This is a genomic window from Staphylococcus sp. 231237_7MaSpsaltlick (assembly GCF_043107035.1).
In genome coordinates this window covers 157,505-181,971 of record NZ_JBICNX010000002.1, presented here as the reverse complement: position 1 = coordinate 181,971, position 24,467 = coordinate 157,505, and the positions used below count along the sequence as shown (strand labels likewise).

Below are 24,467 nucleotides of genomic sequence, written 5' to 3'. Positions count from 1 at the left end.
AGTTGCACTAGTCTTTATTTCATCTATAAATTGTGATGTTATCGTTTTAATGTGTCATCATCCTCTGTTAAATGATTGGAGACGTTTTGCTTATTAATAAAGGCTTGTGTGCGTTGGTGGTTTGGATTGTGAAATATTTGTTTAGGCGTACCACTTTCTACTATATAGCCATCCTCCATAAATATAACTTTATCGGCAATATCTTCTGCAAAGGACATTTCATGTGTGACGATAATTAATGTTTTTTGTAAATTGGCTACATCTTTAATGATATTTAATACACCGTTAACCAACTCGGGGTCTAATGCTGAAGTAGGTTCATCAAATAATAATAGAGGTGTATCCAATGCTAACGCTCTAGCAATGCCGACACGTTGTTGTTGTCCACCAGATAGAGTAGCTGGATATTTGTCTTTAAATTGAGATAAGCCTACTTTTTCTAAATACGTAGCGGCACGTTGATTAATTACTGCTTTTTCAAGTTTCTTATTTCCTTTTAAACCAATGGCTACATTTTCATGGACTGTTTTGTTTTTAAACAAATTATAATGTTGAAAGACCATAGATGATTGCTTTATTAAATTATTTTTATTAGTTTTATTTACATTTAATGCTGATACTTCATATCCATTAATAGTTAACTTACCGGAATCTGGTGTTTCTAACCAATTCAAACAACGCAATAATGTTGATTTACCAGAACCAGAAGGCCCAATTATAGCTAAGACCTCTCCTTTAGCGAGTTCTAAATTAATGTCTTTTAATACTTCGGATTTTCCAAAAGATTTTTTTAAATTTTCAATTTTAATCATTTAATAGTCGCCTCAATTCTCATATGGTTTATTAATACGTTTTTCAAGTAGATTTTGTAAGTAACTGAATAAAATTGTGATAATCCAATAAATGATAGCGACTGCTAAAAATGTCTCTAAAAATTTGTATGATTCAGAGGAAAGTAGTTTACTCTTAGCAAATATTTCAGTTACACCTAATGTGAAAACGAGTGAAGTTTCTTTAATTAAGCCCACAAAGATATTACCTGTAGCAGGAATGGCATTTTTAGTTGCTTGGGGTAATATAATTGAAAAATATGTGCGAACTTTATTTAATCCAATAGAATGTGCGGCTTCAAATTGCCCTTTATCAACGGAAGCAATAGCCGCTCTGAAAATTTCTGCTAAATAAGCCGAATTTTTAACACTCAACCCAATAATTGCTGCAGTGAGTGCATCTATCACTTTCATATCTGGAATCAATTGAGGTAAACCGTAATAAATAAGGAATAATTGAACTAAACTAGGTATAGATCTGAAAAACGAAATATATAGTAGGGCTAATTGTTTAAGTACAGGGATATTTGCTTTTAAAATAATAGCAAGTACGAGTCCGCCTACGATAGAAATAATAAGTGAAACAATCGCTAAATAGATTGTTGTCGGTAAAAAAGGTAATATCTTAGGGAAACTTTCTAAAAAGTATATTGGATCAAATGCCATGCTGGGTATCCTCCTCGTACGTTACATTGGTAAATTGTTGTTGTAATTCAGCAGTACCTTTAAATAAATATGGCTGCAACACTTTGATAAAGTATTGTGTCACATGACCTTTGCCAAGGTTTTGGCTACCAAATTTTTTATATCCTTTTCTTTCATACATTTTCATTAACCAGGGATGGTTATCAGCAGTGCCTAAAGTAACGGCTGGAGAATGTAAGTCATTTTGTACAATTTCTGTTTCGATATATTGGAGCATTTTTGCGCCAATACCCAAACCTTTATAATCAGGGTGTGTTGCTAGCCACCATATATGTGGAAAGTAATAAGGGCCTGGGTTATTACTCCAAGGCATTCTTAATGATAAGGTGCTTATCAATTTTTGATCTGATTCATATACAAAACATAAGTTTTGAAAAATGTTGTTTCTTACTTTTTCAACTGTTGGGTAAGCAGAAGCAAAGTTTATGCCTAGTTTTCTAATTGGTGCATATGCTTCGTGCATCAAGGCTACAATCTCTTCAACGTCATCAATAGTTGCTCTTCTGATTATTGGCAATGTTGCTGCCTCCTTATTTATTTGGTAAACCAAATTTTTCTCTTAAAGTCCCACCTTCGTAATTTTGTTGAACTAAACCTCTATGCTGTAAAATCGGTACAACTTGCTCAACAAATAAGTCGAATTGTGTTGGCAATAATGGCGGCATGATATTAAAGCCATCAGCAGCCTTATTTTCAAACCAATCTTGCATTTTATCGGCAATAGCTTCAGGTGTGCCAATTACAATATGATGGCCTCTTGAACCTGCTACTTGTTTCATCACTTGCTCAAGGGTTAAATGTGCTTCTTTGGCAATTTTTAAAATTACTTGAAAGCGACTTTGGACCCCATTACCACTATCAAAAGGTATGTCTTCAAACGGAGTTGATAAATCATAATTACTTAAGTCAATATCACCAAGATAAGGTGATAATATTTTCAACCCAATTTCAGGTAAAATTAAATCTTGTAAATTTTGATAATTATTTTGTGCTTCAGTTTCAGTTGCACCGATAACAGGGAATAATCCTGGCATGATTGATACTTCATCACTTGCTTTATCATGTTGTTGGACTTTTTCTTTTAAGTTTTTATAAAATTGTTGAGCATCTGAGATATTACTCTGCGCTGTAAAGACTACGTCAGCCACCTTTGCTGCTAAATCGGTACCAGTAGGGGAGGAACCGGCTTGTATGAGCAAAGGTCTTACTTGTGGTGATCGTTCAATATTTAAAGGGCCTTTTACGCTAAAGTGTTTGCCAGTATGGTCAATGGTATGTAATTTTTGTTCATCAATAAATTGTCCATTATCTTTGTTACGTGTGAATGTATTTTCATCCCATGAGCGCCATAGTTTATTGGTTACGTCTACAAATTCTTCTGCTCTTTCGTAACGAAGTTCATGTTCCATATGCTTTGCGCCATTAAAGTTTTGAGCTGTGCTATTAATAGAAGAAGTAACGATATTCCATGCGGCACGCCCATTACTAATATGGTCTAAAGAACTGAAAATTCTAGCTAAATGAAAAGGTTGTTCATAAGTTGTTGAAGCAGTGCTTGCTAAACCAATATGTTCTGTCTCTCTAGATAACACTGAAAGAAGTGTTAGTGGCTCAAAACGACTTAAAATATTAGGATGTGAAGTAGATGATACAAATAAACTATCTGCTAAGAATAACAAATCAAATTTCCCAATCTCGGATTTTTTTGCAATATGTATTAAATGATCTAAATCCATAGGGCCTTTATCACTTGCCTCATCATGTCGCCAACTCGCAACGTGATGACCGTAACCCGCTAAAAATAATCCTAATTTCATATATTTTTTTTTCATAAAAAACATCCTCTCTCAACATTTCCGACTATACTTATATGTATTAAATGATAGCATTAGTCTTTTATGTGAGCAATTAAATTTTATATGTTATTTCTATTATCAGTTTGTGCTAAAGTATATTATTTATCTTTTTTTATAATTTTAAATTAAAGATATGTATAAAAGTTTAAAAATCAAAAGAGGTATAAGTGCAATTATTAAATGTATATTTATAATTATTTTCAAGATATTTTTCGATTATAAATTAATAAAAATCGCTAAACTATAATAGTAAGCGATTTTATAAATATTAATATAATCTTTTAAAATTTAAAATGTATAATCTATTTATTTTAGATTGTATCCATATTCAAGAATTTGAACTATATAATAGGAAGCTTTGTTATTAATAATTTTCAATAAATTTTATTTCTCTAAAACACTTATTGGACCATTTGAATTTATAAAAATCATGCTATGGGTCAAATCAATAGGTGACATTTCAAAATCAGAAAGCACCCACTCATAGATGATACCAGTATAGGCAGAAGCGATATATGTACATAAAAATTGATCATCAATTTCTAAATTGTGATTATTAACAATAGTATTGCTTAAAAAGTTAATATAGTTTTCTTTAAAATAGTTATACATGTCTAAATTGAACCTAGGGTCATTGAGCATTAAAGTTTTGAATAAATAGCGATGATGAATAATATAATGAAAAACTTGGTTTGCTAAGTACAATTGAGCATCTAAAATATTTTGATGCTTATTAAAGAAGACATAAGGGTTACCAAATAATTCGTTGAGTGTTTGTGTTTTAATATTTTTGTATAATATATCAATATTTTTATAGTATTTATAGAATGTCGCACGTGTGATATTAGCCCCGTTGCATATATCAGATACTGTAATATCAGGTAAAGCGCGTTTTTCTAGTAATAACAACGCCGAAGCTATAATGCTTTTTTGAGTTTTATTTCGCTTATTCGTATAAATAAAAAACACTCCTTAAAAATAAACAATTATAAACGAAGTGTATATTTTTGAACTTTCGCTTACTTTAATGAGTATAACGAAATAACTATAATGAAATAAAGCTATTGAGAAAGAAGGAAAAGAAATGCTAAATGAAGACTTAAAAACAGTGTTACTACACAATTATCAAAACCGTATAAATAAAGACGATGATTTTGATATTAATTCTGAGCTAGAAAAATTATTGAATGATATTGGCTATTCAACTGCGGATGCTGGTGGGGAAGTTACATTCTATGGTAAGGATCCAATACAACCGAGTACACTAAGAATTGCTTCATTAGCTGGTATTGGCTTAGCTGCCAAGTCTGTTGCGCTTGCATCCTTATGGCAAAACAGGGGAGGTAATGGACAAGATATTTATGTAGATATAAGAAAGGCTTTGAAACGTTTATCTCCTTTTTATGAAAGAAAATGGGAAACACTAAATGGATTTCCTGCTAAACAACAATATTTTCCAAATAATCCAACAAGATTTAGCTTTTATCAAACAAAAGATAATCGATGGGTGATGCCATTAAACCCTTACCCAAGTTCACATAGACATACGCTTGAACTTATCAAAGCATTACCAAACAAGCAGTCTGTCGCTCATGCGATTAAACAGTGGGATGCCAAAGATTTGGAAGAATCTGCTGCTGAAAAAGGCGTCGTGATACCTATGGTAAGAACATTGCCTGAATTTATGGAAGAAGAACAGTTTAGATATATTGCTAAAGAACCACTTGTTACGATAGAGAAAATTGGTGAATCAGAACCCGAAAGCTTCAGCGAAAACCCTCAACAACCATTAGATGGCGTCCGGGCGTTAGGCATGGGTCATGTAATTGCTGGTGCAGGTTTAGGAAGAGGATTAGCTTTACATGGTGCAGATGTATTAAATGTATGGAGACCTTCTGAGCTAGAAGAGGAAACTTTATTATTAACTTCACATATCGGCATGAGATCAACTTATTTAGATATCGATCATTCAACTGAACATCAACAAAAATTTGATGATCTATTAAAATCAGCAGATATATTTTTCATGAATAAAAGATATGGTTTCATGCAAGAGAGACATTTAACTCCTCATGAACTTGCCGAAAAAAGACCCGGAATTATTCATTGTTCTGTTAATTGTTATGGTGATCAAGGTCCTTGGTCAGATAGAAATGGTTTCGATCAAACTGCTGGAAGCGCTACGGGTGTTATGGCATTAGAAGGTACCGAAGATCAACCTAAACTACCACCAATCGTGGTTGTGAATGATTATGTCATATCATGGTTGTTAGAAACTGGAGCGATTAAAGCGTTAGAAAGAAGAGCAAAAGAAGGCGGCAGTTATAGAGTTCAGGTTAACTTGAGTCGTGTTTCCCTCTATTTAATGTCCCTAGGTATTTTTGAAAAAGCATATGTAAATGATGTTTTTAATACGACAGATACCCATGCAATTGTCGATCCTGACCAATTTGAATCTGAGACACCACTCGGGCATTATATCGGTGTGACTGACCAAGTTACGATGTCAGAAACACCTGGTTATTACCATACTACATTAATTCCTAGAGGGTCTAGTAAACCAGAATGGTTATCGTAAGGCTCTGAAGTTACTTTATTTAAAGTGTGCTTAGATTGCGTATTAGTTAGTTTGATAGCTACGATTGTGTTTAATAATGATATAAAAACATGAGTAAAGCAGATGAAATGTTCATAAATTGAACGTTTCATCTGCTTTTTATAATCTTATAATGTTCTTATTTATTCAGGCAATCGTTTATGTTTTAAGTCCATCCATATCAATAAGATAATGGTAAATGCTAGTGATAAAATACTTATAATAATAATGAGCGAAAAGGCATCGTCATATGCTGTTTTGCCAGCATCAATAAGTTCTTTGCTGATAGGTAAAGGGAGTTGTTCGGCTTGGATCAATGTCTCATCTAAACTGCCTTTTACCTTAGATAAATCAACAGAATTATTATTAAAATTAAAGAATAAACTGTAGAAAACAGAGAATAATCCGCCTAAAATTGCGATGCCTAATGAGCCACCAAATTCAAATGACACTTCTTCAATAGAAGCGGCCATTCCAGAATTCTTATCATCCGTATTTGACATAATCGCGTTAGATGCTAAGGTCATTGCGCTGCCTAAACCAAGACCAATTACGATTAAAGTAATAATTTGTATGGCTAAATGTGCATGTAAAACCCAATAAAACGCTGATATACCAATGAAGGCCAATAGTAATGTTACCCATTGTAGTTTTAACGTACCAAATTTAGTTAATATGATACCAATCAAAATTGCGCCTACCAGTGAGGCTAAAGCCATCATCATTATTATTAACCCAGCATTTAATGGCGTTAAGCCTAAAACAAGTTGTAGCCTTTGAGAAAGAATATATTCAAGTCCCATCAATATAAAGGAAGTTGTAATAGCAACAATAGTACCGCCAGTAAAATACGGGTTTTTAAAGATTGCTAAATTGATTAATGGGAATTTTAATCTATTTTGTCTTCTAATGAACATAGTTATAGCAATGAGTCCAATAGCGAAAGCCCCGAATAATACTACTAAATTATTATCTGGTTTAGCTAATTCTTTGATTGCAAATACAACTGTAATCAGTCCTACCATGATTTGGAATGAGCTTATAAAATCCCAACTACCATCTTTATTTGTAGGATATTGAGGTATTAAAATATAAGAAATAATTAAGACGATAATCACAATAGGTATATTGATAATAAATACAGATGGCCATGAAAATTTCTCTAATAATAGACCACCTATTACTGGGCCTAAACCTGCACCAGCTGCAGTGATTGCCGACCAAATGCCTAGTGCTAAAGCACGTTCTTGGTAATCTTTAAACGTTAATTTAATGATTGATAGTGTTGAAGGCATCATTGTAGCGGCGCCTATAGCTAATAACACTCTAGCCATTATTAATACAGTTGGTGTCGTAGCACTTGCTGCTAGTAATGAAGCACCACCAAAAATAACCAAACCAAGTAAAAACATTTTTTTATAGCCTGCATAATCTCCTAATGTGCCTAGACCAGGTAATAACCCTGCAACTACTAAAGCATAGGCATTAACAATCCATAATTTTTGTGTAGCTGTCGCTTCTAAATCATGTGTTAGCAATGGCAGAGCAGTATATAAAACTGTCATGTCAATCACGATTAAAAATAATGCACTAGAGACCAAACATAAGATTATCCATTTTTTAATATTCATAACAGTCACCTACTTTCCATATATAAAAATATAAACTATACGGTTACCGTATAGTCAAGAATGGTTTTGTAAGTTTTTATGAAAAATAGAAAGTGTTAAATTTTTTCGACTGCTATAGAAATTTTTGTGACATATTTATCGGGCCCATTAGTACTGATTTCATCAACAACATATTCTTCAAAGCTATCACCAATCATTTTAAATCCAGTGTTTATTAGATAATCTTTAATTTTTTTATGTGTTTTGTATAATGTTTCATCAGGGCCTTCATGATAGGCAATAATGTACTGTCCTTTGTTTCTAGTAAAATGTGATTGCTCTATATTTTGTTCTACTTGAATATAAAAATTTGTAAACTCAGTGTATTTATCATTTTGAATATTATTTTTAGCAATAATTACACCAATAGGATAACCAGAGTCTAAATGATTAAACTTTACAAAATTGATAAATGACATGAGTTTATGCGATGAAGATTTAAGTGTTACATCGCCGATAGTATCACTTAACAAATAGTATTGTGTTGGTAACGTTACAATATCTATAGAAGAAAAGTCAGCTTTGTAAGACTCATATAAATAATTCTTTTTATTTTGTATGGTTAGCTTTTGTTGTTTTAATTGTTGGATTTTCAAATCTATTTCTTTTTCTTTGTCAGCTAACAGATTAATTGTTTTAGGTAGTGAGCGAATATCTAAAAATTTCTTTATTTCAGTAAGCGATAAACCAAGCTCCTTCAATATATCAATCACACTAAATATTTCTAATTGTTTTAAAGTGTAAAATCGATAGCCTTTGTCATTTCTATATTGAGGCTTTAAAATACCAATTTCATCATAATGGAAAAGTGTCTGCTTTTTTACACTACATAATTCAGAGAATTCTCCCGTCGTAAATAAAGTTTCTGCTAAACTCATGAATTACCTCCTACGCGTTAATAATATGTAAAGTAATATAATTATCATTCAGTAGTTAAAAACATTCAAATATTTAGTAGGAAAATATTGTCTATTGTCATAGAAAATAGAGAGGATTACGAAGTATATTGAATTAATGCAAGTTAAATGTAAACTAAAATATATAAAAGGTTTACATTTAGTGTTGATTAGTTTTATGATGAATTAAGTAGAAATTTAAAAATAATATTTAATTCATATTTTAAAAGGGGATGTATATATGAAATTAGCTCAAAGTATTTTACAAGGAAAGCGGTTGACGAAAGAAATGTTACTGAATTTATATACAGACGCAAGTGTAGATACATTAGATTTGCTAAATGAAGCATATATTTTGAGAAAACATTATTATGGAAAAAAAGTGAAATTGAACATGATTTTAAATGCAAAAAGTGGTATATGCCCAGAAAATTGTGGTTATTGTGGGCAGTCTAGAGATATGAAGCAAAAACAAAGATATGCATTAGTTCCCGAAGAACAAATTCTTAAAGGTGCTGAAGTGGCACATAAACATGACATAGGTACGTACTGCATTGTAATGAGTGGCAGAGGACCTAGTAATAAAGAAATAGATCATATAAGTAAATCAGTAGAAGAAATTAAGGCAAAACATCCTCAACTTAAGATATGTGCGTGTCTAGGGTTAACAAATGATGAACAAGCTAAAAAACTAAAGCAAGCTGGCGTGGATAGATATAATCATAATATTAATACAAGTGAAAATTATCATGAGGAAGTTGTAACTACGCATACATACAAAAATAGAATGGATACGATAGAAATCATGAAGGAAAATCATATCTCGCCATGTTCTGGAGTGATTTGTGGTATGGGGGAATCTAATCAAGACATTATAGATATGGCATTTGCATTGAAAGAAATAGATGCGGATAGTATCCCTATCAATTTTCTACATCCTATTAAAGGGACGAAGTTTGGTGACATGGATGAGTTAACACCAATGAAATGTTTGCGAATCATAGCGTTATTTAGAATTATAAATCCGTCTAAAGAAATTCGGATTGCAGGAGGTAGAGAGGTTAATTTACGTTCGCTACAACCACTAGCTTTAAAAGCTGCAAATTCAATATTCGTGGGAGATTATCTTATTACAGGTGGTCAGCCGAATAAATTAGATTATAAAATGATAGAAGATTTAGGTTTTGAAATTGATTTTGGTAATCACTGATTAGCAATGGACTACCTCACGTATAAATGCTTTTAATTTAGGTTGCTTTAATTCATTCAATAATGCAGGGAACAGGAGAAACTAGTAATAAGTTTATCTCTTGCTCCCTCAAAATTAAAAATCGTCACAAAAAGACATATAGATTGTTAAGCATTGATTTTATGCATGGTGTTATTTTAAGCGTACTGTTTTGCGATAAATATCATAGCACATGCAATTTTTGACTTAGTCATGCATATTATATTTTTAAAATACTACTATGTGATAAAAAGTTATTTAAGACCATCCACTAAGTTGAGCAATAATTAATGTAATGATAGAAATAATTGCCCATATTATAAAGAGTGGGAAGAAGAAGCGGATCCATTTAGTATAAGAAACACCACCTATGGCTAATGCTGCCATAAAGTAACCGCTTGTAGGATAAAATATGTGCGTGAAGCCATCGCCAAGTTGGAATGCCAAGACAGCAGTTTGTCTAGTAATACCTAACATATCAGCTAAAGGAGCCATAATTGGCATTGTAACCAACGCTTGCCCACTACCAGAAGATATTATGAAGTTAATAAGCACTTGTACTGCATACATGCCAACGACTGCAATTGTTGGCGTCGTACCATCAATGACTGAACCTAATCCATGGACAATGGTGTCCATAATCTTGCCGTCTTCAAGAACTACAGCAATAGAACGTGCAAGGCCAACGATAATTGCACCCATGAGTACATCTTTAAAACCATCATTGAAAGCTTCACAAATAGTTTGTGTTGATAGACCTGAAACGAATCCGACGATAACACCCATAAATATAAATAAACCGGCCATTTCTACCATGAACCAGCCTTGGGTAGTGACGCCGTAAACTAGAATAATAAAGAAGACAAAGATAACAGCTATGCCCCATTTTTGTCTTGTTGTAGCTTTAGTTGGTGCATGTTCTGTAATGTGCTGATACAGCTCTCTTTTTTCTGAGTCATCTTCATATACGGAGCTTAAAGTAGGTTGTTTTTGAACTTTTCTAGCATAACGCATAATGAAAATAATTGTGACTGCTAACACTACGATAAACAAGATGATTCTCAAACCGATACCCGAGAATACTGGAATACCAGAAAGCTTTTGTGCTAATCCTGTATTGATAGGGTTAAGTACACCTACTGTAAAGCCAACAACTGTTCCACAAAGAGCAATCGCTGTGGCAGTGATAGAATCATAGCCTAAAGCGATAATGAGTGGAATGATGACAGGAATATAAACAAGTGATAGTTCTGCAGTACCAATTAAAGTAGCCACAATGGCAAATACTGTAGTTAACACAGGGATAATAAATATACTTTTATAAATAAAACGACGTGCTAAGTTATCAACAGCAATTTCGATGATACCCGTTCTTCTAAGTACCATGAACATGCCGCCAATAATTAATGTAAAGAATACGATTTCCCCAGCTTCAATAAGTCCTCTAGGAATAATCGATATAAAGTCGACAATGCCTACGGGTGCAGAAGTAATGTAGTGAAATGAATCAGCATCCACCATTTCTCTGCCTTCAGGCCCTTTAATTCTCTTAAATTCACCTGATGGAACAATATAAGTAGCAAGCGTAGCGATTACACCAAAAATAAATAAAATGACATAGATGTGTGGCATTTTAAATTTTTTCTTAGGCTTTGGCGCATGCTTGCGTTCTTTATTGAAGTAACTCAAATAACCTCCCCCTTATATAAATGCTAAATAAATTAAATTTACCATAAAATAATTAAAAATAATTTGTTAGATTCTGAAAATTTAGAAATATTTTTGTTGATTTTTACATTTTAATATACATATGAAATATTAATTTACAATTATAAATAAAAAATTAAATGATTATATGTTTGAAATGAGCGTTAATATTTGACCGTAATGTAAACAATGGAGGCAGTAGATACAGTGAAAAATAAAAATAATTCAAGTGTCAATATTGTTATATATATAAATTTAAAAGAATATTGATTTATTAATTATGAAATGCTTTATATTTTTAATTGTGTTACTGTGATATTCTTACTGTGAGAATATATATAAGGAGTGTTTGTTAATTGAAGAAAAAATGGATGTGGCTTATAGGGATTGTCGCAGTTATAGGATTATTAGCTATCGCTTTAGTGTTAAAACAAGTGAATAGCGATGAAAAGGATGAAAATGGATACGATACATATAAAGTGGAGAAAGAAAGTCCACTTAATCTAGAAGGGAAAGCGTCACCTCAATCAGTAAAAACATATAACAACAATAGTCAATTAGGTACATTTGTAAGTACACAAGTTGATGATGGTCAATCAGTTAAGCAAGGAGACTCACTCATTAACTATGACGTTAACAACAATAAACGCCAACAATTAGTAAATAAAGTGGACGAAGCACAGCAAGCAGTTAATGAAGATTATAGAAATATTAATCAAGCGCCCAACAATAGTGATTTACAAAAGAAACTGACACAAGATCAAAGTACATTAAGTGAAGCGCAACAACAATTAAACCAACATGACAAACAAGTGAATGACAGTGTATACGCAGCATTTGATGGTAAAGTAGATATCAAAAATAAGGAAAATATATCGGATGGGCAAACGATATTACAATTAGTTTCAAATGAACCACAAATCAAAACGACTGTTTCAGAATTTGATTTAGAAAAAATCAAAGAGGGAGACAAGGTAGACGTTAAAATCACAAGTAATGGTAAAACAGGTAAAGGGACAATTAAAAAAATCGCAGAATTGCCTAAAAGCTATGAAGATCAGTTGAGTGAATCTGGAGCTGCAAGTGGTGCAAGTGCCGGAGGAAGTGGTGATGAAGAAGGTGCTACAATGCAATCATCAAACCCAGTTCAATCAACACCAAGCGGTGGTAATGATTCAGAGTCATCTAAATACACAGTGATTATTAGTGGTATAGATATTCCAGTACGTGCAGGTTATTCTATGGAAGTAAAAGTACCACTAGACTCTATTAAATTACCTAAAACAGTATTAACGAAAGATAATAACGTATTTGTCGTTAATAAAGATAATAAAGTTGAAAAACGTGGTCTTAAGATTGATAAAGTGAACGGAGAAATTTTTGTTAAAGAAGGACTGAAAAAAGGTGATAAAGTCCTCAAAAATCCTAAAAGTACATTAAATGATGGAGACAAAGTTGAGGTGTCATCATGATAGAACTTGTAGATATCAATCGATACTTCAAAAATGGGGATGAAAAGAACCATATTTTGAAAGACATTAATATCAACATTAACGAAGGTGAATTCATTGCGATTATGGGTCCTTCAGGTTCTGGTAAGAGTACATTAATCAATATATTAGGGTTTATTGATCGTGGATATGAAGGAGATTACCTTTTTAATGGAGAAAATTATAAAAAAACTTCAGATAATCAACTCTCAGATATTAGAAATAAGACGGTAGGATTTGTATTCCAAAACTTTAAACTAATTCAAAATAATACTATTTTAGAGAATGTAAGCATCCCTTTGGTATACGCTGGATTAGGGTCACAAGCGCGTAAAGAGCGTGTGACACAAACATTACATGACGTGGGTCTATATGATAAAGAGCATCTTGTCCCTAATAAATTATCAGGTGGTCAACAACAACGTGTAGCGATTGCACGTGCCATTATTAATAAACCTAAATTTATTATTGCCGATGAACCAACGGGGGCATTAGATTCGAAGACTTCAAAGGATATTATGGAATTATTTATGAAGTTAAATAAAGAGTATAATACGACGATGATCATGGTCACACATGATCGTAAAGTTGCCGACAAAGCCGACCGTATTATTCACATTTTAGATGGACGCGTTCAACGGGAAGAGGTGGTAGAATGAAGAATTTATCGAATATTATCGCCATCTCGTTCAAATCTATTTTAAAAAACAAACGACGTAATATCTTTACTATGATTGGAATTATTATTGGTATTGCGGCCGTTATAACGATTATGTCGTTAGGTAATGGTTTTAAAAAGACTGCGGCAGATGAATTCTCAGATTCAGGCGCTGGTAAAAATTCAGCGCTGATCAGTTTTATGACAAGCAGTGGAGAAAGTGCGAAAAACAATCCTTTTAGTCAGCAAGATATAGGAATTGTAAAACAAATCGATGGCGTGTCAGATGCCAAAATTAAAGAAACTGAGGATCAAGGTTATTCAGCAAAAATGACAAATCCGCAGAAAAAAGGCGATATCAGTATTCTGAAAAAAGATGAAGTAATGCATCCTGAAGAAGGAAAAGGCTTTAATTCAGAAGATAATGAATTACGCAAAAAGGTCGTAACTGTTGATGATAAAATTGCCAAAGATGTCTTTAATAAAGATGCGATAGGTAAGACGTTGTATATTGATGGCCAAGGTTTTGAAGTTGTAGGTATCGTTAATGATATGATGAACCCTAAAGCTGTTAGCATGCCATCTCAAACATTTAATCAATATATGGGGAATTTACAGCAAGATTTTCCATCATTACAATTAACGATTGCCGATAATGCGAATAAAAAAGAAGTAGCTAACAAAGTTGCAGATAAATTGAATAAAAATGGTTCGGGCATGTCTGACGGAAGCTATAGTTATAATGACACTGAAGAGATGATGAAAGGAATTAACAAAGTCTTTGATGGTATTACTTACTTTGTGGCAGCAGTAGCAGGGATTTCGCTATTTATTGCAGGTATTGGTGTTATGAATGTAATGTACATCTCAGTTACTGAACGTACGGAAGAAATAGCGATTCGACGCGCATTTGGTGCGAAAAGTCGTGACATCGAGCTACAATTCTTAGTGGAAAGTGTTGTCCTATGTGTACTCGGTGGTCTTATTGGATTGATTCTAGGTATTTTAATCGCTAGTCTAGTTGATGCGGTTACACCAGATTACATTAAGAGTGTTGTTAGTATCAGTTCTGTAGTCATTGCGGTAGGCGTTTCTATGTTGATAGGAATTGTTTTTGGTTGGATTCCAGCTCGAGCAGCAGCTAAGAAAGAGTTAATTGATATTATTAAATAGTGAAACAATGCAAATGATTTTTATAAAATATATTTATGATGTTTAAGATAGTGTCAAAATCTATATTCTAAAATAATGATTAATTTTTATAGAAAAATAGGAGCCACGCATTTTTAATAAGATGTGTGGCTTTTACTATATTAAAGTGGAGCTGATATAATTTAACTTATTGGAATCACATAGGATTACATTTTGGCAGATGATATAATAATGAAGTCGCCTTAACTTCCGGCAATATTTTCGACGGAAGGAGGTGCTTAATATGCTTATGATCTTCGTTCACATCATTGCACCAGTCATTAGTGATTGTGCAGTTGCGTATTTTACTTACTGGCTTAGTAGTAAACGCAATAAATAGAAGGCGACGTTAAGCCGCATCAAAAAATCCCCTCACTATTTGCGGTAGTGAGGGGATTGGTGCATATATGCATATAATCTTCGTTAGATATATTATAACATCATAGTGCGTAGGAATGCAAAATTCTTTAAATATACAGATAATCATTGTTTGTTGTATGTTAACCATCTAGCATTAATTTTTAAAACAATCTATCAAGAAACCACAGCACTTGTTACATAACCATCACTAACATGAAAAACAATATTACCATCGCCAACTTTGTATCCATAAAGTCCATCCCCGCTTGCTTTCTTATCGCCATTTAATGGGGGCTGATATTTAAAGTTTTCGCCGTATTGTACACGTATATCTTGAAAACTTACTGCTTTATTTTGTATATCAAATTCTACATTATTTGCTGTATTATCCTCTACCTGATGAAAAGTTTGATCGTAAATCACTTTACTGCCAGTTTCGGAACTATACTTGCTATTAACTTTAATTCCATTAAACTTGACGTTTCCAGCTTTCAGCCCATTATAAAAAGATTGATCTAATACGAAATCTCCACCTTTTGAAGTGTATCCACTATAAGTATACCAAGATTGAGTCGTTGCTGCTTGTGCTTCATTATCTGATATATCTTCCTTATAACCATTCACACTTAATGCAGTTCCAAATACAAATGTACCTGTTAAAAAGACTTTTGCAATTTTATTCATACTATATCACTCCATATAGACAGATTGAATCACATTATGATTCAGTTCCAATATAGCAAAATTAATACCGTTAGTGCAAATTTACACTTTGAACAAGGCTGATCTAATTTTGCTTTATAAAATGATTAACAAACAAGCTTATAGTGTAAAGATTTATATAAAGAAGAAGTTGATATTAACGATGCAAAAAGTATTAAAAAATTGTTTAAAGAAGTAGGAAAAGTAGATGCTGTAGATAGAACTACTGGGGATATGAATTTTGTGACGCTAAGGGTTAACTGTTTGATAATCTTCTATACTTGTAAAATATAATTATTGATATATTCTAAGTACAAAGGAGGGGTTTACTTGCCAAACTTAACAGATAAAGTTGTATTGATAACAGGGGCAAATAGAGGACAAGGAAAAGAAATTGCCAAGTATTTTGCTTCTCTAGGCGCGAAGATTGGCGTTGGATCAAGAAAATTAGAATCAGCTATAAAAGTCTCTAACGAATTAGGAAATAGCGCTATACCTATCAAATTAGATGTGAGTAATAAAAACGATTGGGAATCAGCTATAGATAAATTAGTAGAATCTTTTGGATGTGTGGATGTCCTCGTAAACAATGCTGGTATGTATTTACGTAAACCATTTATTAATACTTCATTAGAAGAGTATCAAGCATTAATAAATACAAATCAAATTGGCGTTTTCTTAGGAATGCAAGTTGTATCATCACACATGAAAAGACAGAAGAAAGGTTCTATTATAAATACCGTATCTATTTCCTCTTTCTCGCCCATTAATCAATCATCTTTATATGCCTCGACGAAAGCTGCGATTTCAACTATGTCAAAGGCTACAGCTATAGAATTAGGAGATTATGGCATACGAGTTAATATGGTTCATCCTGGAGGTGTAGATACAGGTATGTTTTCAGAAAGTAAAGGAAGCAACACCTATTATAATTCGATACCTCTTCATAGAATAGGACAGCCAATCGATATAGCAAAAGCTATTGCTTTTTTTGCTTCTGATGAAAGTTTGTATTGTACCGGAGCTGAACTTGTTGTAGATGGAGGCATGACTTTAGGAACAGATGCTTGATTAAATCCAAATTAGCTTATTATTTTAGTTACCATTTCAGAAGGTATATTAAAAGGCTCCTTATTCAACAAAGAGCCTTTTAGTCGTTTTAAAAATAAATACCGTCTAAATAAATAAGGGTTAATTTTAATAAAAAGATGTGCCCAAAAATGAAGAGACTATATAATAGATGTCTTTTTACCAAGGTTGATTGTATTATACAATGAAAAATCGAAAATATAAGCTTCTATAAATGTTTGCAAAATGAGCGCCGTATACGTTGTTTACTTTATCAAAGATGAGTCTCTTTTAGTATATTTTCCTTTAAGAAGAGCTTATTTTTTAGATCTTTTAATTGGCTGAATTTTTAAATATGTGCCGCAACGCCATAACCACTCTAAAGGACCAAATAAAAAGTAATGCATCCATATAAATGAAAATATAATTTGAAACACAATAACGAATGTATATAATAAAAGCATACCGTAAACATGGACTGTATAGCTTGAAAATATAGGTGTTAAAATAACAACACCTATTATGGTTTGACCTAAATAATTTGTAAATGCCATCTTACCATAAGGGATAAACAAGGATAATAATTTTTGAAATGATCGAAATTGATACATTAATACAATTGATAAGATATAAAACATGCCAACAATAGGACCACTGTTTTGGTTAAATGTGTGCAACATGCCTTGATTTTGGATAAATAGTGAAATAGTCCATAAAATTATTGTTATTAATAAAAATACTAGCCAGTATATTTTTAACTTAGGCAATAAATCTCTATTCGTAAAAATCCCTAAGTGATAAAGTGCTTGTCCTAATAACATATGTCCTAATGTTGAAAGCATAACCATCAATAAAATAAAAGAATTAACTAAATGAGGAATATGAATTCCTCTTATTTCCATAAGCTTAATTAATATAGGTAATAAGTTACCGAATACAATTAATAAAATACCGCTATTTAGCTTTATTATATTAGATAACTTTTGAAATAACAGTAAAACTATTCCCATAACAGCATATATTTTAAGAATATCACCGTCCCATAAAAAGGAACTGAGTGCGCCAGCAATAAAGAGTAGGATCATTCGACGGATATGAACCCAAATAGTTAACTGCTTTTTTTGTAAATTGTTTATAAAAATAGAAGTGCTAACACCAAATAAAAAAGCAAATATAAAATGAAATTTATTTAGGCTGAATAATTCTATATAATTAACCATTTTACTATCAAAAGTGTTAATTTTTATACTTTTGATATCAGAGGGCTCAAAGAAGTGAATATTAATTAATAGAATTCCTATGATTGCTATTCCACGTATAACATCAATGAGGTTAATTCTTGATAGTGAAGCTGTACCTTTTTGTACGTTCATTTTATCCCTCGTTTCTTTTAATATAACGCACATTATACAAGTAGAACTGGGTGCTGAAAATTAATTTTTCCTTACAATTTCGTCACTTGAATAGTAATTTTATCTAAAGAATTTAATTGTATCTAAAAAACACTTGTCTCAATTGAAACACCTCTTTTGTTAGAGTGAAAAACACGCCAAGTTTATAAACTTGGCGTGTTTTTGATTTGGTTGATAATATTTTAAGAATAAATAATATAAAATTTTAATAAAAACAACGGAAAACGTTCACTTAATCAGAATTTTCTGATAATATAAAAGCTAGTTTGTAACCGTTTACAATAGGAGGGGTATTATGAAAAAATGGTTGGTTTTAATCATTGTTTTTTCAATTGTGCTTGCATCATGTGGCAAAAACAATGAATCAAGTGCATCGAAGAAGCAATTTCCAGATGAAACAGTAGAAATTGTTGCTCCAGCTTCTCCAGGTGGGGGCTGGGATACCACAGCGCGTGCTATACAAAAAATCATACTTGAGGAAAATTTAACTAAACAAAACGTTAATGTTATTAATAAACCTGGAGGTGGTGGCGAAGTAGGTTGGCAATATTTAAAATCACGTTCACCTAACACTATTTCTATTAATTCAAGTTTATTATTGTCTAATAATGAATTAGGATTAAGTGACTTAAATACTGATGATTTTACACCTATTGCTATTTTAGCAACAGAATGGATTAGTCTAACAGCATCTAATAAGTCGAATTTAAATTCTGGTAAAGAAGTTATGGAAAAATTGAAGAAAGATCCTAAATCTTTAACAATTGGGGTTGCACCAGGTTTAGGTAATAATGATCATTTAGCATTTGTTCAAGCGGCAAAAGAATATGGCGTTGATGTAGAAAATATTGATTTTCTTGTTTATAAAAGTGGGGGAGATTTACAAACTGCTTTGTTAGGGGGACATGTAGATGTAGCTTCAACAGCTGTTTCGGAAGTTAAAGAACAGCATCAGACTGGTAAATTAAAAATGCTAGCTGTAACTTCTGATAAACCAATTGAAGGTATTGAAGATGTACCTACTTGGGAAGATCAAGGCATTAATGTAGTGTTTCCACACTGGCGTGGTGTCATGGGCCCTAAAGATATGACGCCCGAGCAACGAGAGTATTGGGATACTACAATGGAAAAAGTTGTTAAGTCAAAAAGATGGCAAGAAATAAGAAAAAACAATGATTGGGAAAACTTCTATAAAGATAGTGAAGAAAGTGAAAAATTCTTGAAAGCACAACGTAAGAAATATAATAAACTAGTAAATGACTCAGGTCTAAAATAAGGGGGAGTATAAATGTCACGACTTGTTTTTCCATTAGTATTAATATTATTTGGTGTGATTTATATAGTGTTAACTATAAATATACCAAAATCAAATATTGGCGATCCTAACAGCCCTATGTATTTTCCGTTACTAATCGGTTTATTACTTGTTGTAATGAGTATTATTTACTTTTTTCAAGAATTCAAAAAGCGTCACCAAAAATTTACTGCTTTTTCACAATTACTTGAAAAACGTACATTTATACGCATTGTAGTGACTATCATTTTAGCGATAATATATGCCTTTATTTTCGAACGTTTTGGATTTTTAATTTCAACCATTCTATTTTTAGGATGTATTATGTTCTTAATTAATGGCTATAAAAGATGGTTACAAAATATTTTAGTAACAGTAATTTTTTCTGGTATTGCATGGTATACCTTTTCACAATTACTGGATGTTAGTTTACCTTAAGGAGGGTTATTTGAATGGGGATTGATACTGGTAGTTTTTTGGAAGGATTAACGACAGCATTTCATCCGATGAATCTTTTATGGGTGCTCATCGGTGGTTTTCTAGGTACAGTTGTAGGAATGTTGCCTGGATTAGGGCCCGCTACTGCAGTAGCAGTACTTATACCAGTTACTTTTGGTATGGAACCAGTAAGTGCATTAATCTTGATGGTCTCAATTTATTATGGCGCTATGTATGGAGGTTCTAGAAGCTCTATATTATTAAATACTCCAGGTGATGGATCAGCAATTGCAGCTACATTTGATGGTTACCCAATGACTAAAAAAGGTGAAGCAGGTAAAGCACTTACAATATCAGCTATAGCTTCATTAATTGGTGGTATTACAGCAGTTATTGGTTTTATAGTTCTAGCAAAACCATTGTCAAATTTTGCTTTGAAATTTGGCCCACAAGAATATTTTTTATTATTTTTATTTACACTTTCAGCTATTGTTACATTGTCATCAGGGAAGATGGTCAAAGGATTTATTGCAACAAGTATTGGACTAATTATTAGTACTGTAGGCGTGGACTTGCAGACAAGCATTTATCGTTTTACGTTTGATGTTCCACATTTAAGTGAAGGTATAGATTTCTTAGTGGTTATAATAGGGGTATATGCAGTAGCAGAGGTGTTGTACAATTATTTGAACCTACATGCATTAAAACCACCAAAAAATGACGTAGGATCAATGAAATTATCTAGAGAAGATTGGAAAAAAACACGTGGAGCGATGTTTAGACAAAGTCCAATTGGTTTCCTAATCGGTGTTTTACCTGGAGCAGGAGGATCTATTGCGGCAATGCTAAGTTATTCGACAGAAAAGCAAATATCTAAAAACGGTAAAAATTTTGGAAAGGGTCAAATAGAAGGCGTGGCTGCGCCTGAATCTTCCAATAACGCTGCATCAGTCGGTGCTTTGATCCCCTTATTAACAATGGGGGTGCCAGGATCTGGAACCACAGCTGTTATATTAGGAGCTGTGGTGATGTTAGGCTTACAGCCAGGACCATTATTATTTGAAAATGAACCTGAAATGATATGGACTCTTGTTAATAGTATGTTTATTGGTAATATTTTTTTAGTTATATTAAACATTGCTTTAATCGGCTTACTATTAAAGATTTTACGTACGCCACCTAAAGTTTTATATCCAATTATTTTAGTACTTGCATTTATCGGTACATATACATTAGGTTACAGTGTAATTGATTTTTATATTTTAATTATCTTCGGTATTATTGGCTTAGTAATGAAGTTATTAGATTTCCCAATTGCGCCTTTAATCTTAGCTGCCATAATTGGGTCAGATATGGAACAAAACTTTCGTAAAAGTTTAATAGTAAGTAATAATAATATATTAGATATATTTATAGGGTCACCGATAAGTATTGTATTATTATTAATGACAATTTTAGCATTGTTCTATCCACTAATTATAAAAGGCTTTAAAAAAGTAAAAAGATAATGTGAAAATAGATATATTTAAAATTATGAATATAAAATGCGATTATTTTCGTTCTTTATTAAGTGCGAATTAATTATTTAATTATAAGAGAGTAGGAAGGAAGTCATATTTGAGCAATATGATTTTCTTTCTACTCTTTTTAATATGTTTTTGTTTCTATAATGGAATCTTTGTTTCTAAAAGGTGCTATATAAGCAATACACCATACTCAAGTTTTCTAGTAAGATTAAATATAAGAGGTGTTATAAATGATTCAAATATCTAAAATAATTAAACAAGAACGGCTAAGATGTGGAATGACACAAGAAACATTAGCTGAGCATCTTAATACGACAAAGACTAGTATTTCTAAATGGGAAAATGCAACACTATACCCCGATATTACAATGCTTCCTAAATTAGCAAAAGTTTTCAATATTTCCGTTGATGACTTGCTTAATTACAGCTTTACTATGACAGATAAAGAAATTAAGAAAATCTCAATCTCATTATCTAAAATGGTTAACCTTACAAGCTATGATGAATACTTATCGAGAGTGAGAGATTATTATAGTAGTCATTGTAATGAATTTACATTACTTAGTTCGCTATTAGGACTTTTGATGAATCATATATCCTATTGTCAAAATGAGCAGCAAAAAAACGAAACGATAGAACTAGCTTATAAAATGATTCATCTAATCGAAAAAAATTGTGATATAGAAGAGACGAAAAAGCACGCTAAAGGCTACAAACTAGCCTTTCAAATATATGATGGTAAATATACTGATATTATTAATAATGTGCCAGATCATGATATGAAATTAGGACAAAGTTTTATGTTAGCTCAAGCGTATATTCTGAATGGAGAAAAAAGTAAGGCTAATAGTGTCATTCAGACAGATATGTACCAATCTTTAATGTTATATTTACAAAATTTCACGCTCCGTTTAACTTATGATTTACATACTTTATCGATAGAAAATCTAGAAAATAGAATTTATCACCTAAATACAGCTTTTAACATTGATTATTTATATCCATATTTAACAATTACTATCTATTATCAATTTGCTCAGTATTATTCCGATAAATCTCCATTAAAAACTATAGAAAATCTAGAAAAATTTTGTCAGTCATTTGACTATTTAATAAGCGATTTTAGTTATCACACAGATGAATTTTTCGATGATATTAATGAATGGTTCAAACAACTTCCATTTGGTCAAAGATTGCCAGTTAATTATGAAAATATGCTAGAAATGCTTTATTTAAGCGTTTTAAACCACCCATCTTTTAATAATATAGAAGGATTTGAGAGCATTGTAACCAAAATTAAACGAATCTATTTAAAAAAGGAGAGAGAGTAATTGTTTCGAAAATATAGAATTCTCATTATGACAGTAACTATATTTTTATCTGGTTGTGATTATTCAAAGTCACAAAATAAAAGTGGCTTTTTTTATAATACTTTTGCGCAACCAATGGATCATCTCTTGCATTGGCTAGGTTCTGTATTTAATAATAACTACGGCTTAGCAATTATTGTAATAGTATTGATTGTTAGGATTGTTATGTTGCCATTTATGCTAGCACAATCTAAAAATGGACATTTTATGCGTAAAAAAATGGAAATAGTCAAACCTGAAATAAAGGAAATGCAGAAAAAAATAAAAAATGCATCTACACAAGAAGATAGAATAGCTGCCAATCAAGCGATGATGAATAAGTATAAAGAATATGGAATGAACCCAATGAAAACAATGCTAGGGTGCTTTCCTTTGCTTATTCAAATGCCGGTACTATTTGGTTTATATGTAGCATTAAAATGGCCTACGAGTGGCGGATTAACAGAGCACGCTAATTTTCTTTGGTTTAATTTAACGCAAACTGATATTTGGATTACAGTCATCGCAGGAGTTTTATACATCGTACAACCATTAATAAATTTAGAAAACATCCCACAAGAACAACGATTGATGGGGTATATGATGGCGATTATTTCCCCGATATTCATTGTATACATATCGCTTACATCTGCTTCTGCTTTAGGTTTATATTGGACTGTAAACTCGTTATTTTTAATATTCCAAATGTATTTTTCGAATAAATATTATTCCAAGATAGCGATGAAAGAAGCAAGTTTGTTGAAGCAAAATATAAAGAGTAAGCATATTCAGAAAAAAGATAGTAATAAAGATATTAAAGGCTACGGTTAGGTTAAAATCACGATATTAAAAAGATATTCAATATGTATTTTTAAGGAATCGAGCCAAGGAATATAAGTTGCATAATTAATTCTTACAACCTAAAGAGAGATATTTTTGTTAGTATGTATCTGGTTTGAATTTTTTTAAGGAGTTATTATATGATACATTATTACAAATTATTTTGGATTAATGCTTTGAAAATAAAAGGTAGATCAAGGCGCAAAGAGTATTGGTACCCAATACTTATGACAGTTATTATATCTGTAATTGCGTCTATATTAAATGATTTTTTACCTGTGCCTCATATCATAGCTGAAATTATATATTGGGTATTTAATGTAGTAACTATTATTGCTACATTCACTGTAATGGTTAGACGTGTACACGATATAGGAATGTCTATGTTACTACCATTGATTATACACTTAACGCCTTTAGTATTTCTGATAATTGGAATTATAGTAACGCTAATAAATCCTCAAATATATTTTTCTATCGGAAGTTCTTTAGTATTAGTCGCAGGAAGCTTATTGTACTTAGTGATTTCTATTATTGTGATAGTGATTTGTTGCATTGAGGGTCATAAGAATGAAAATAAGTATGGTATTAACCCTAAAACATCTTAAACGAAGATATCTGTAGTGAAAAGTTCGTATCTATATTTAAATT

Annotated in this window: 23 protein-coding genes; 13 read left to right on the top strand and 10 right to left on the bottom strand. The window is 31.9% G+C overall.

The window, feature by feature from the left end; translation table 11 throughout:
- Positions 1-38: 38 nt before the first annotated feature.
- From ACF91D_RS03980 to ACF91D_RS03960, 5 genes are all read right to left on the bottom strand, one after another.
- Complete coding sequence (locus tag ACF91D_RS03980; RefSeq protein ID WP_107548897.1) at positions 39-812, bottom strand: amino acid ABC transporter ATP-binding protein; 774 nt, start codon at positions 810-812, stop codon at positions 39-41.
- A 12-nt stretch (positions 813-824) separates the two neighbouring features.
- A complete protein-coding gene (locus ACF91D_RS03975; protein ID WP_107548896.1) occupies positions 825-1,496 on the bottom strand; it encodes an amino acid ABC transporter permease in 672 nt (223 codons plus the stop codon).
- On the bottom strand, positions 1,486-2,052 hold the full coding sequence (locus ACF91D_RS03970) for a GNAT family N-acetyltransferase (RefSeq protein WP_259338830.1): 567 nt from the start codon (positions 2,050-2,052) through the stop codon (positions 1,486-1,488). Before ACF91D_RS03970 ends, ACF91D_RS03975 begins: the two co-directional genes overlap by 11 nt.
- Positions 2,053-2,065: 13 nt before the next feature.
- Positions 2,066-3,367, bottom strand: a complete 1,302-nt coding sequence (locus ACF91D_RS03965) for an LLM class flavin-dependent oxidoreductase (RefSeq protein ID WP_107548895.1) — start codon at positions 3,365-3,367, stop codon at positions 2,066-2,068.
- A gap of 408 nt (positions 3,368-3,775) precedes the next feature.
- Positions 3,776-4,360, bottom strand: coding sequence for a TetR/AcrR family transcriptional regulator (locus tag ACF91D_RS03960; RefSeq protein WP_080750313.1), 585 nt, complete (start codon positions 4,358-4,360; stop codon positions 3,776-3,778).
- 115 nt (positions 4,361-4,475) lie between these two features.
- Here ACF91D_RS03960 and ACF91D_RS03955 point away from each other — a divergent pair, with 115 nt between their 5' ends.
- Positions 4,476-5,969: a CoA transferase gene (locus ACF91D_RS03955; protein WP_327620954.1), complete on the top strand. Its 1,494-nt coding sequence runs from the start codon at positions 4,476-4,478 to the stop codon at positions 5,967-5,969.
- A 161-nt stretch (positions 5,970-6,130) separates the two neighbouring features.
- Here the strand turns inward: ACF91D_RS03955 and ACF91D_RS03950 are convergent, their stop codons facing one another.
- Both ACF91D_RS03950 and ACF91D_RS03945 read right to left on the bottom strand, forming a co-directional pair.
- Entirely contained in the window at positions 6,131-7,618 is a 1,488-nt protein-coding gene (locus tag ACF91D_RS03950; RefSeq protein ID WP_327620953.1) for an MFS transporter, read from the bottom strand.
- Positions 7,619-7,713: 95 nt separating this feature from the next.
- A complete protein-coding gene (locus ACF91D_RS03945) occupies positions 7,714-8,535 on the bottom strand; it encodes a MerR family transcriptional regulator (RefSeq protein ID WP_101051052.1) in 822 nt (273 codons plus the stop codon).
- A 259-nt stretch (positions 8,536-8,794) separates the two neighbouring features.
- Between ACF91D_RS03945 and bioB the strand changes: the two genes are divergently transcribed.
- A complete protein-coding gene (gene bioB / locus ACF91D_RS03940; RefSeq protein ID WP_327620952.1) occupies positions 8,795-9,763 on the top strand; it encodes a biotin synthase BioB in 969 nt (322 codons plus the stop codon).
- A gap of 276 nt (positions 9,764-10,039) precedes the next feature.
- On the opposite strand, the gene ACF91D_RS03935 is transcribed toward bioB, so the two are convergent.
- Positions 10,040-11,470, bottom strand: coding sequence for a YfcC family protein (locus tag ACF91D_RS03935; protein ID WP_039069457.1), 1,431 nt, complete (start codon positions 11,468-11,470; stop codon positions 10,040-10,042).
- Between the two features lie 374 nt (positions 11,471-11,844).
- On the opposite strand from ACF91D_RS03935, the gene ACF91D_RS03930 reads away from it, so the two are divergent.
- The 4 genes from ACF91D_RS03930 (at position 11,845) to ACF91D_RS03915 (ending at position 15,167) form a co-directional block, all read left to right on the top strand.
- On the top strand, positions 11,845-12,960 hold the full coding sequence (locus ACF91D_RS03930; RefSeq protein ID WP_327620950.1) for an efflux RND transporter periplasmic adaptor subunit: 1,116 nt from the start codon (positions 11,845-11,847) through the stop codon (positions 12,958-12,960).
- On the top strand, positions 12,957-13,637 hold the full coding sequence (locus ACF91D_RS03925) for an ABC transporter ATP-binding protein (protein ID WP_107549124.1): 681 nt from the start codon (positions 12,957-12,959) through the stop codon (positions 13,635-13,637). Before ACF91D_RS03930 ends, ACF91D_RS03925 begins: the two co-directional genes overlap by 4 nt.
- Positions 13,634-14,809: an ABC transporter permease gene (locus ACF91D_RS03920; RefSeq protein ID WP_039069454.1), complete on the top strand. Its 1,176-nt coding sequence runs from the start codon at positions 13,634-13,636 to the stop codon at positions 14,807-14,809. The genes ACF91D_RS03925 and ACF91D_RS03920 overlap by 4 nt, the downstream gene beginning before the upstream one ends.
- A gap of 262 nt (positions 14,810-15,071) precedes the next feature.
- Complete coding sequence (locus tag ACF91D_RS03915) at positions 15,072-15,167, top strand: type I toxin-antitoxin system Fst family toxin (protein ID WP_107549122.1); 96 nt, start codon at positions 15,072-15,074, stop codon at positions 15,165-15,167.
- Positions 15,168-15,361: 194 nt separating this feature from the next.
- Here ACF91D_RS03915 and isaB read toward each other — a convergent pair whose 3' ends face one another.
- Positions 15,362-15,871, bottom strand: a complete 510-nt coding sequence (gene isaB, locus ACF91D_RS03910; RefSeq protein WP_039069453.1) for an immunodominant staphylococcal antigen IsaB family protein — start codon at positions 15,869-15,871, stop codon at positions 15,362-15,364.
- A gap of 348 nt (positions 15,872-16,219) precedes the next feature.
- On the opposite strand from isaB, the gene ACF91D_RS03905 reads away from it, so the two are divergent.
- Positions 16,220-16,960 (top strand): SDR family NAD(P)-dependent oxidoreductase, encoded by a 741-nt coding sequence (locus tag ACF91D_RS03905; protein WP_107549834.1) that lies wholly within the window; start codon positions 16,220-16,222, stop codon positions 16,958-16,960.
- A gap of 314 nt (positions 16,961-17,274) precedes the next feature.
- On the opposite strand, the gene ACF91D_RS03900 is transcribed toward ACF91D_RS03905, so the two are convergent.
- On the bottom strand, positions 17,275-18,330 hold the full coding sequence (locus tag ACF91D_RS03900) for a DUF418 domain-containing protein (protein WP_069792614.1): 1,056 nt from the start codon (positions 18,328-18,330) through the stop codon (positions 17,275-17,277).
- Between the two features lie 334 nt (positions 18,331-18,664).
- Here ACF91D_RS03900 and ACF91D_RS03895 point away from each other — a divergent pair, with 334 nt between their 5' ends.
- From ACF91D_RS03895 to ACF91D_RS03870, 6 genes are all read left to right on the top strand, one after another.
- Positions 18,665-19,645, top strand: a complete 981-nt coding sequence (locus ACF91D_RS03895) for a tripartite tricarboxylate transporter substrate binding protein (RefSeq protein WP_069792613.1) — start codon at positions 18,665-18,667, stop codon at positions 19,643-19,645.
- A gap of 12 nt (positions 19,646-19,657) precedes the next feature.
- Entirely contained in the window at positions 19,658-20,101 is a 444-nt protein-coding gene (locus tag ACF91D_RS03890) for a tripartite tricarboxylate transporter TctB family protein (protein WP_039069444.1), read from the top strand.
- Positions 20,102-20,115: 14 nt separating this feature from the next.
- Positions 20,116-21,609, top strand: a complete 1,494-nt coding sequence (locus ACF91D_RS03885; RefSeq protein ID WP_069792612.1) for a tripartite tricarboxylate transporter permease — start codon at positions 20,116-20,118, stop codon at positions 21,607-21,609.
- A gap of 248 nt (positions 21,610-21,857) precedes the next feature.
- Positions 21,858-22,958, top strand: a complete 1,101-nt coding sequence (locus ACF91D_RS03880) for a helix-turn-helix domain-containing protein (RefSeq protein WP_069792611.1) — start codon at positions 21,858-21,860, stop codon at positions 22,956-22,958.
- Positions 22,959-22,985: 27 nt separating this feature from the next.
- Positions 22,986-23,807: a membrane protein insertase YidC gene (yidC, locus tag ACF91D_RS03875; RefSeq protein WP_069792660.1), complete on the top strand. Its 822-nt coding sequence runs from the start codon at positions 22,986-22,988 to the stop codon at positions 23,805-23,807.
- A 149-nt stretch (positions 23,808-23,956) separates the two neighbouring features.
- Positions 23,957-24,424, top strand: a complete 468-nt coding sequence (locus ACF91D_RS03870) for a DUF805 domain-containing protein (protein WP_327620949.1) — start codon at positions 23,957-23,959, stop codon at positions 24,422-24,424.
- Positions 24,425-24,467: the final 43 nt, after the last annotated feature.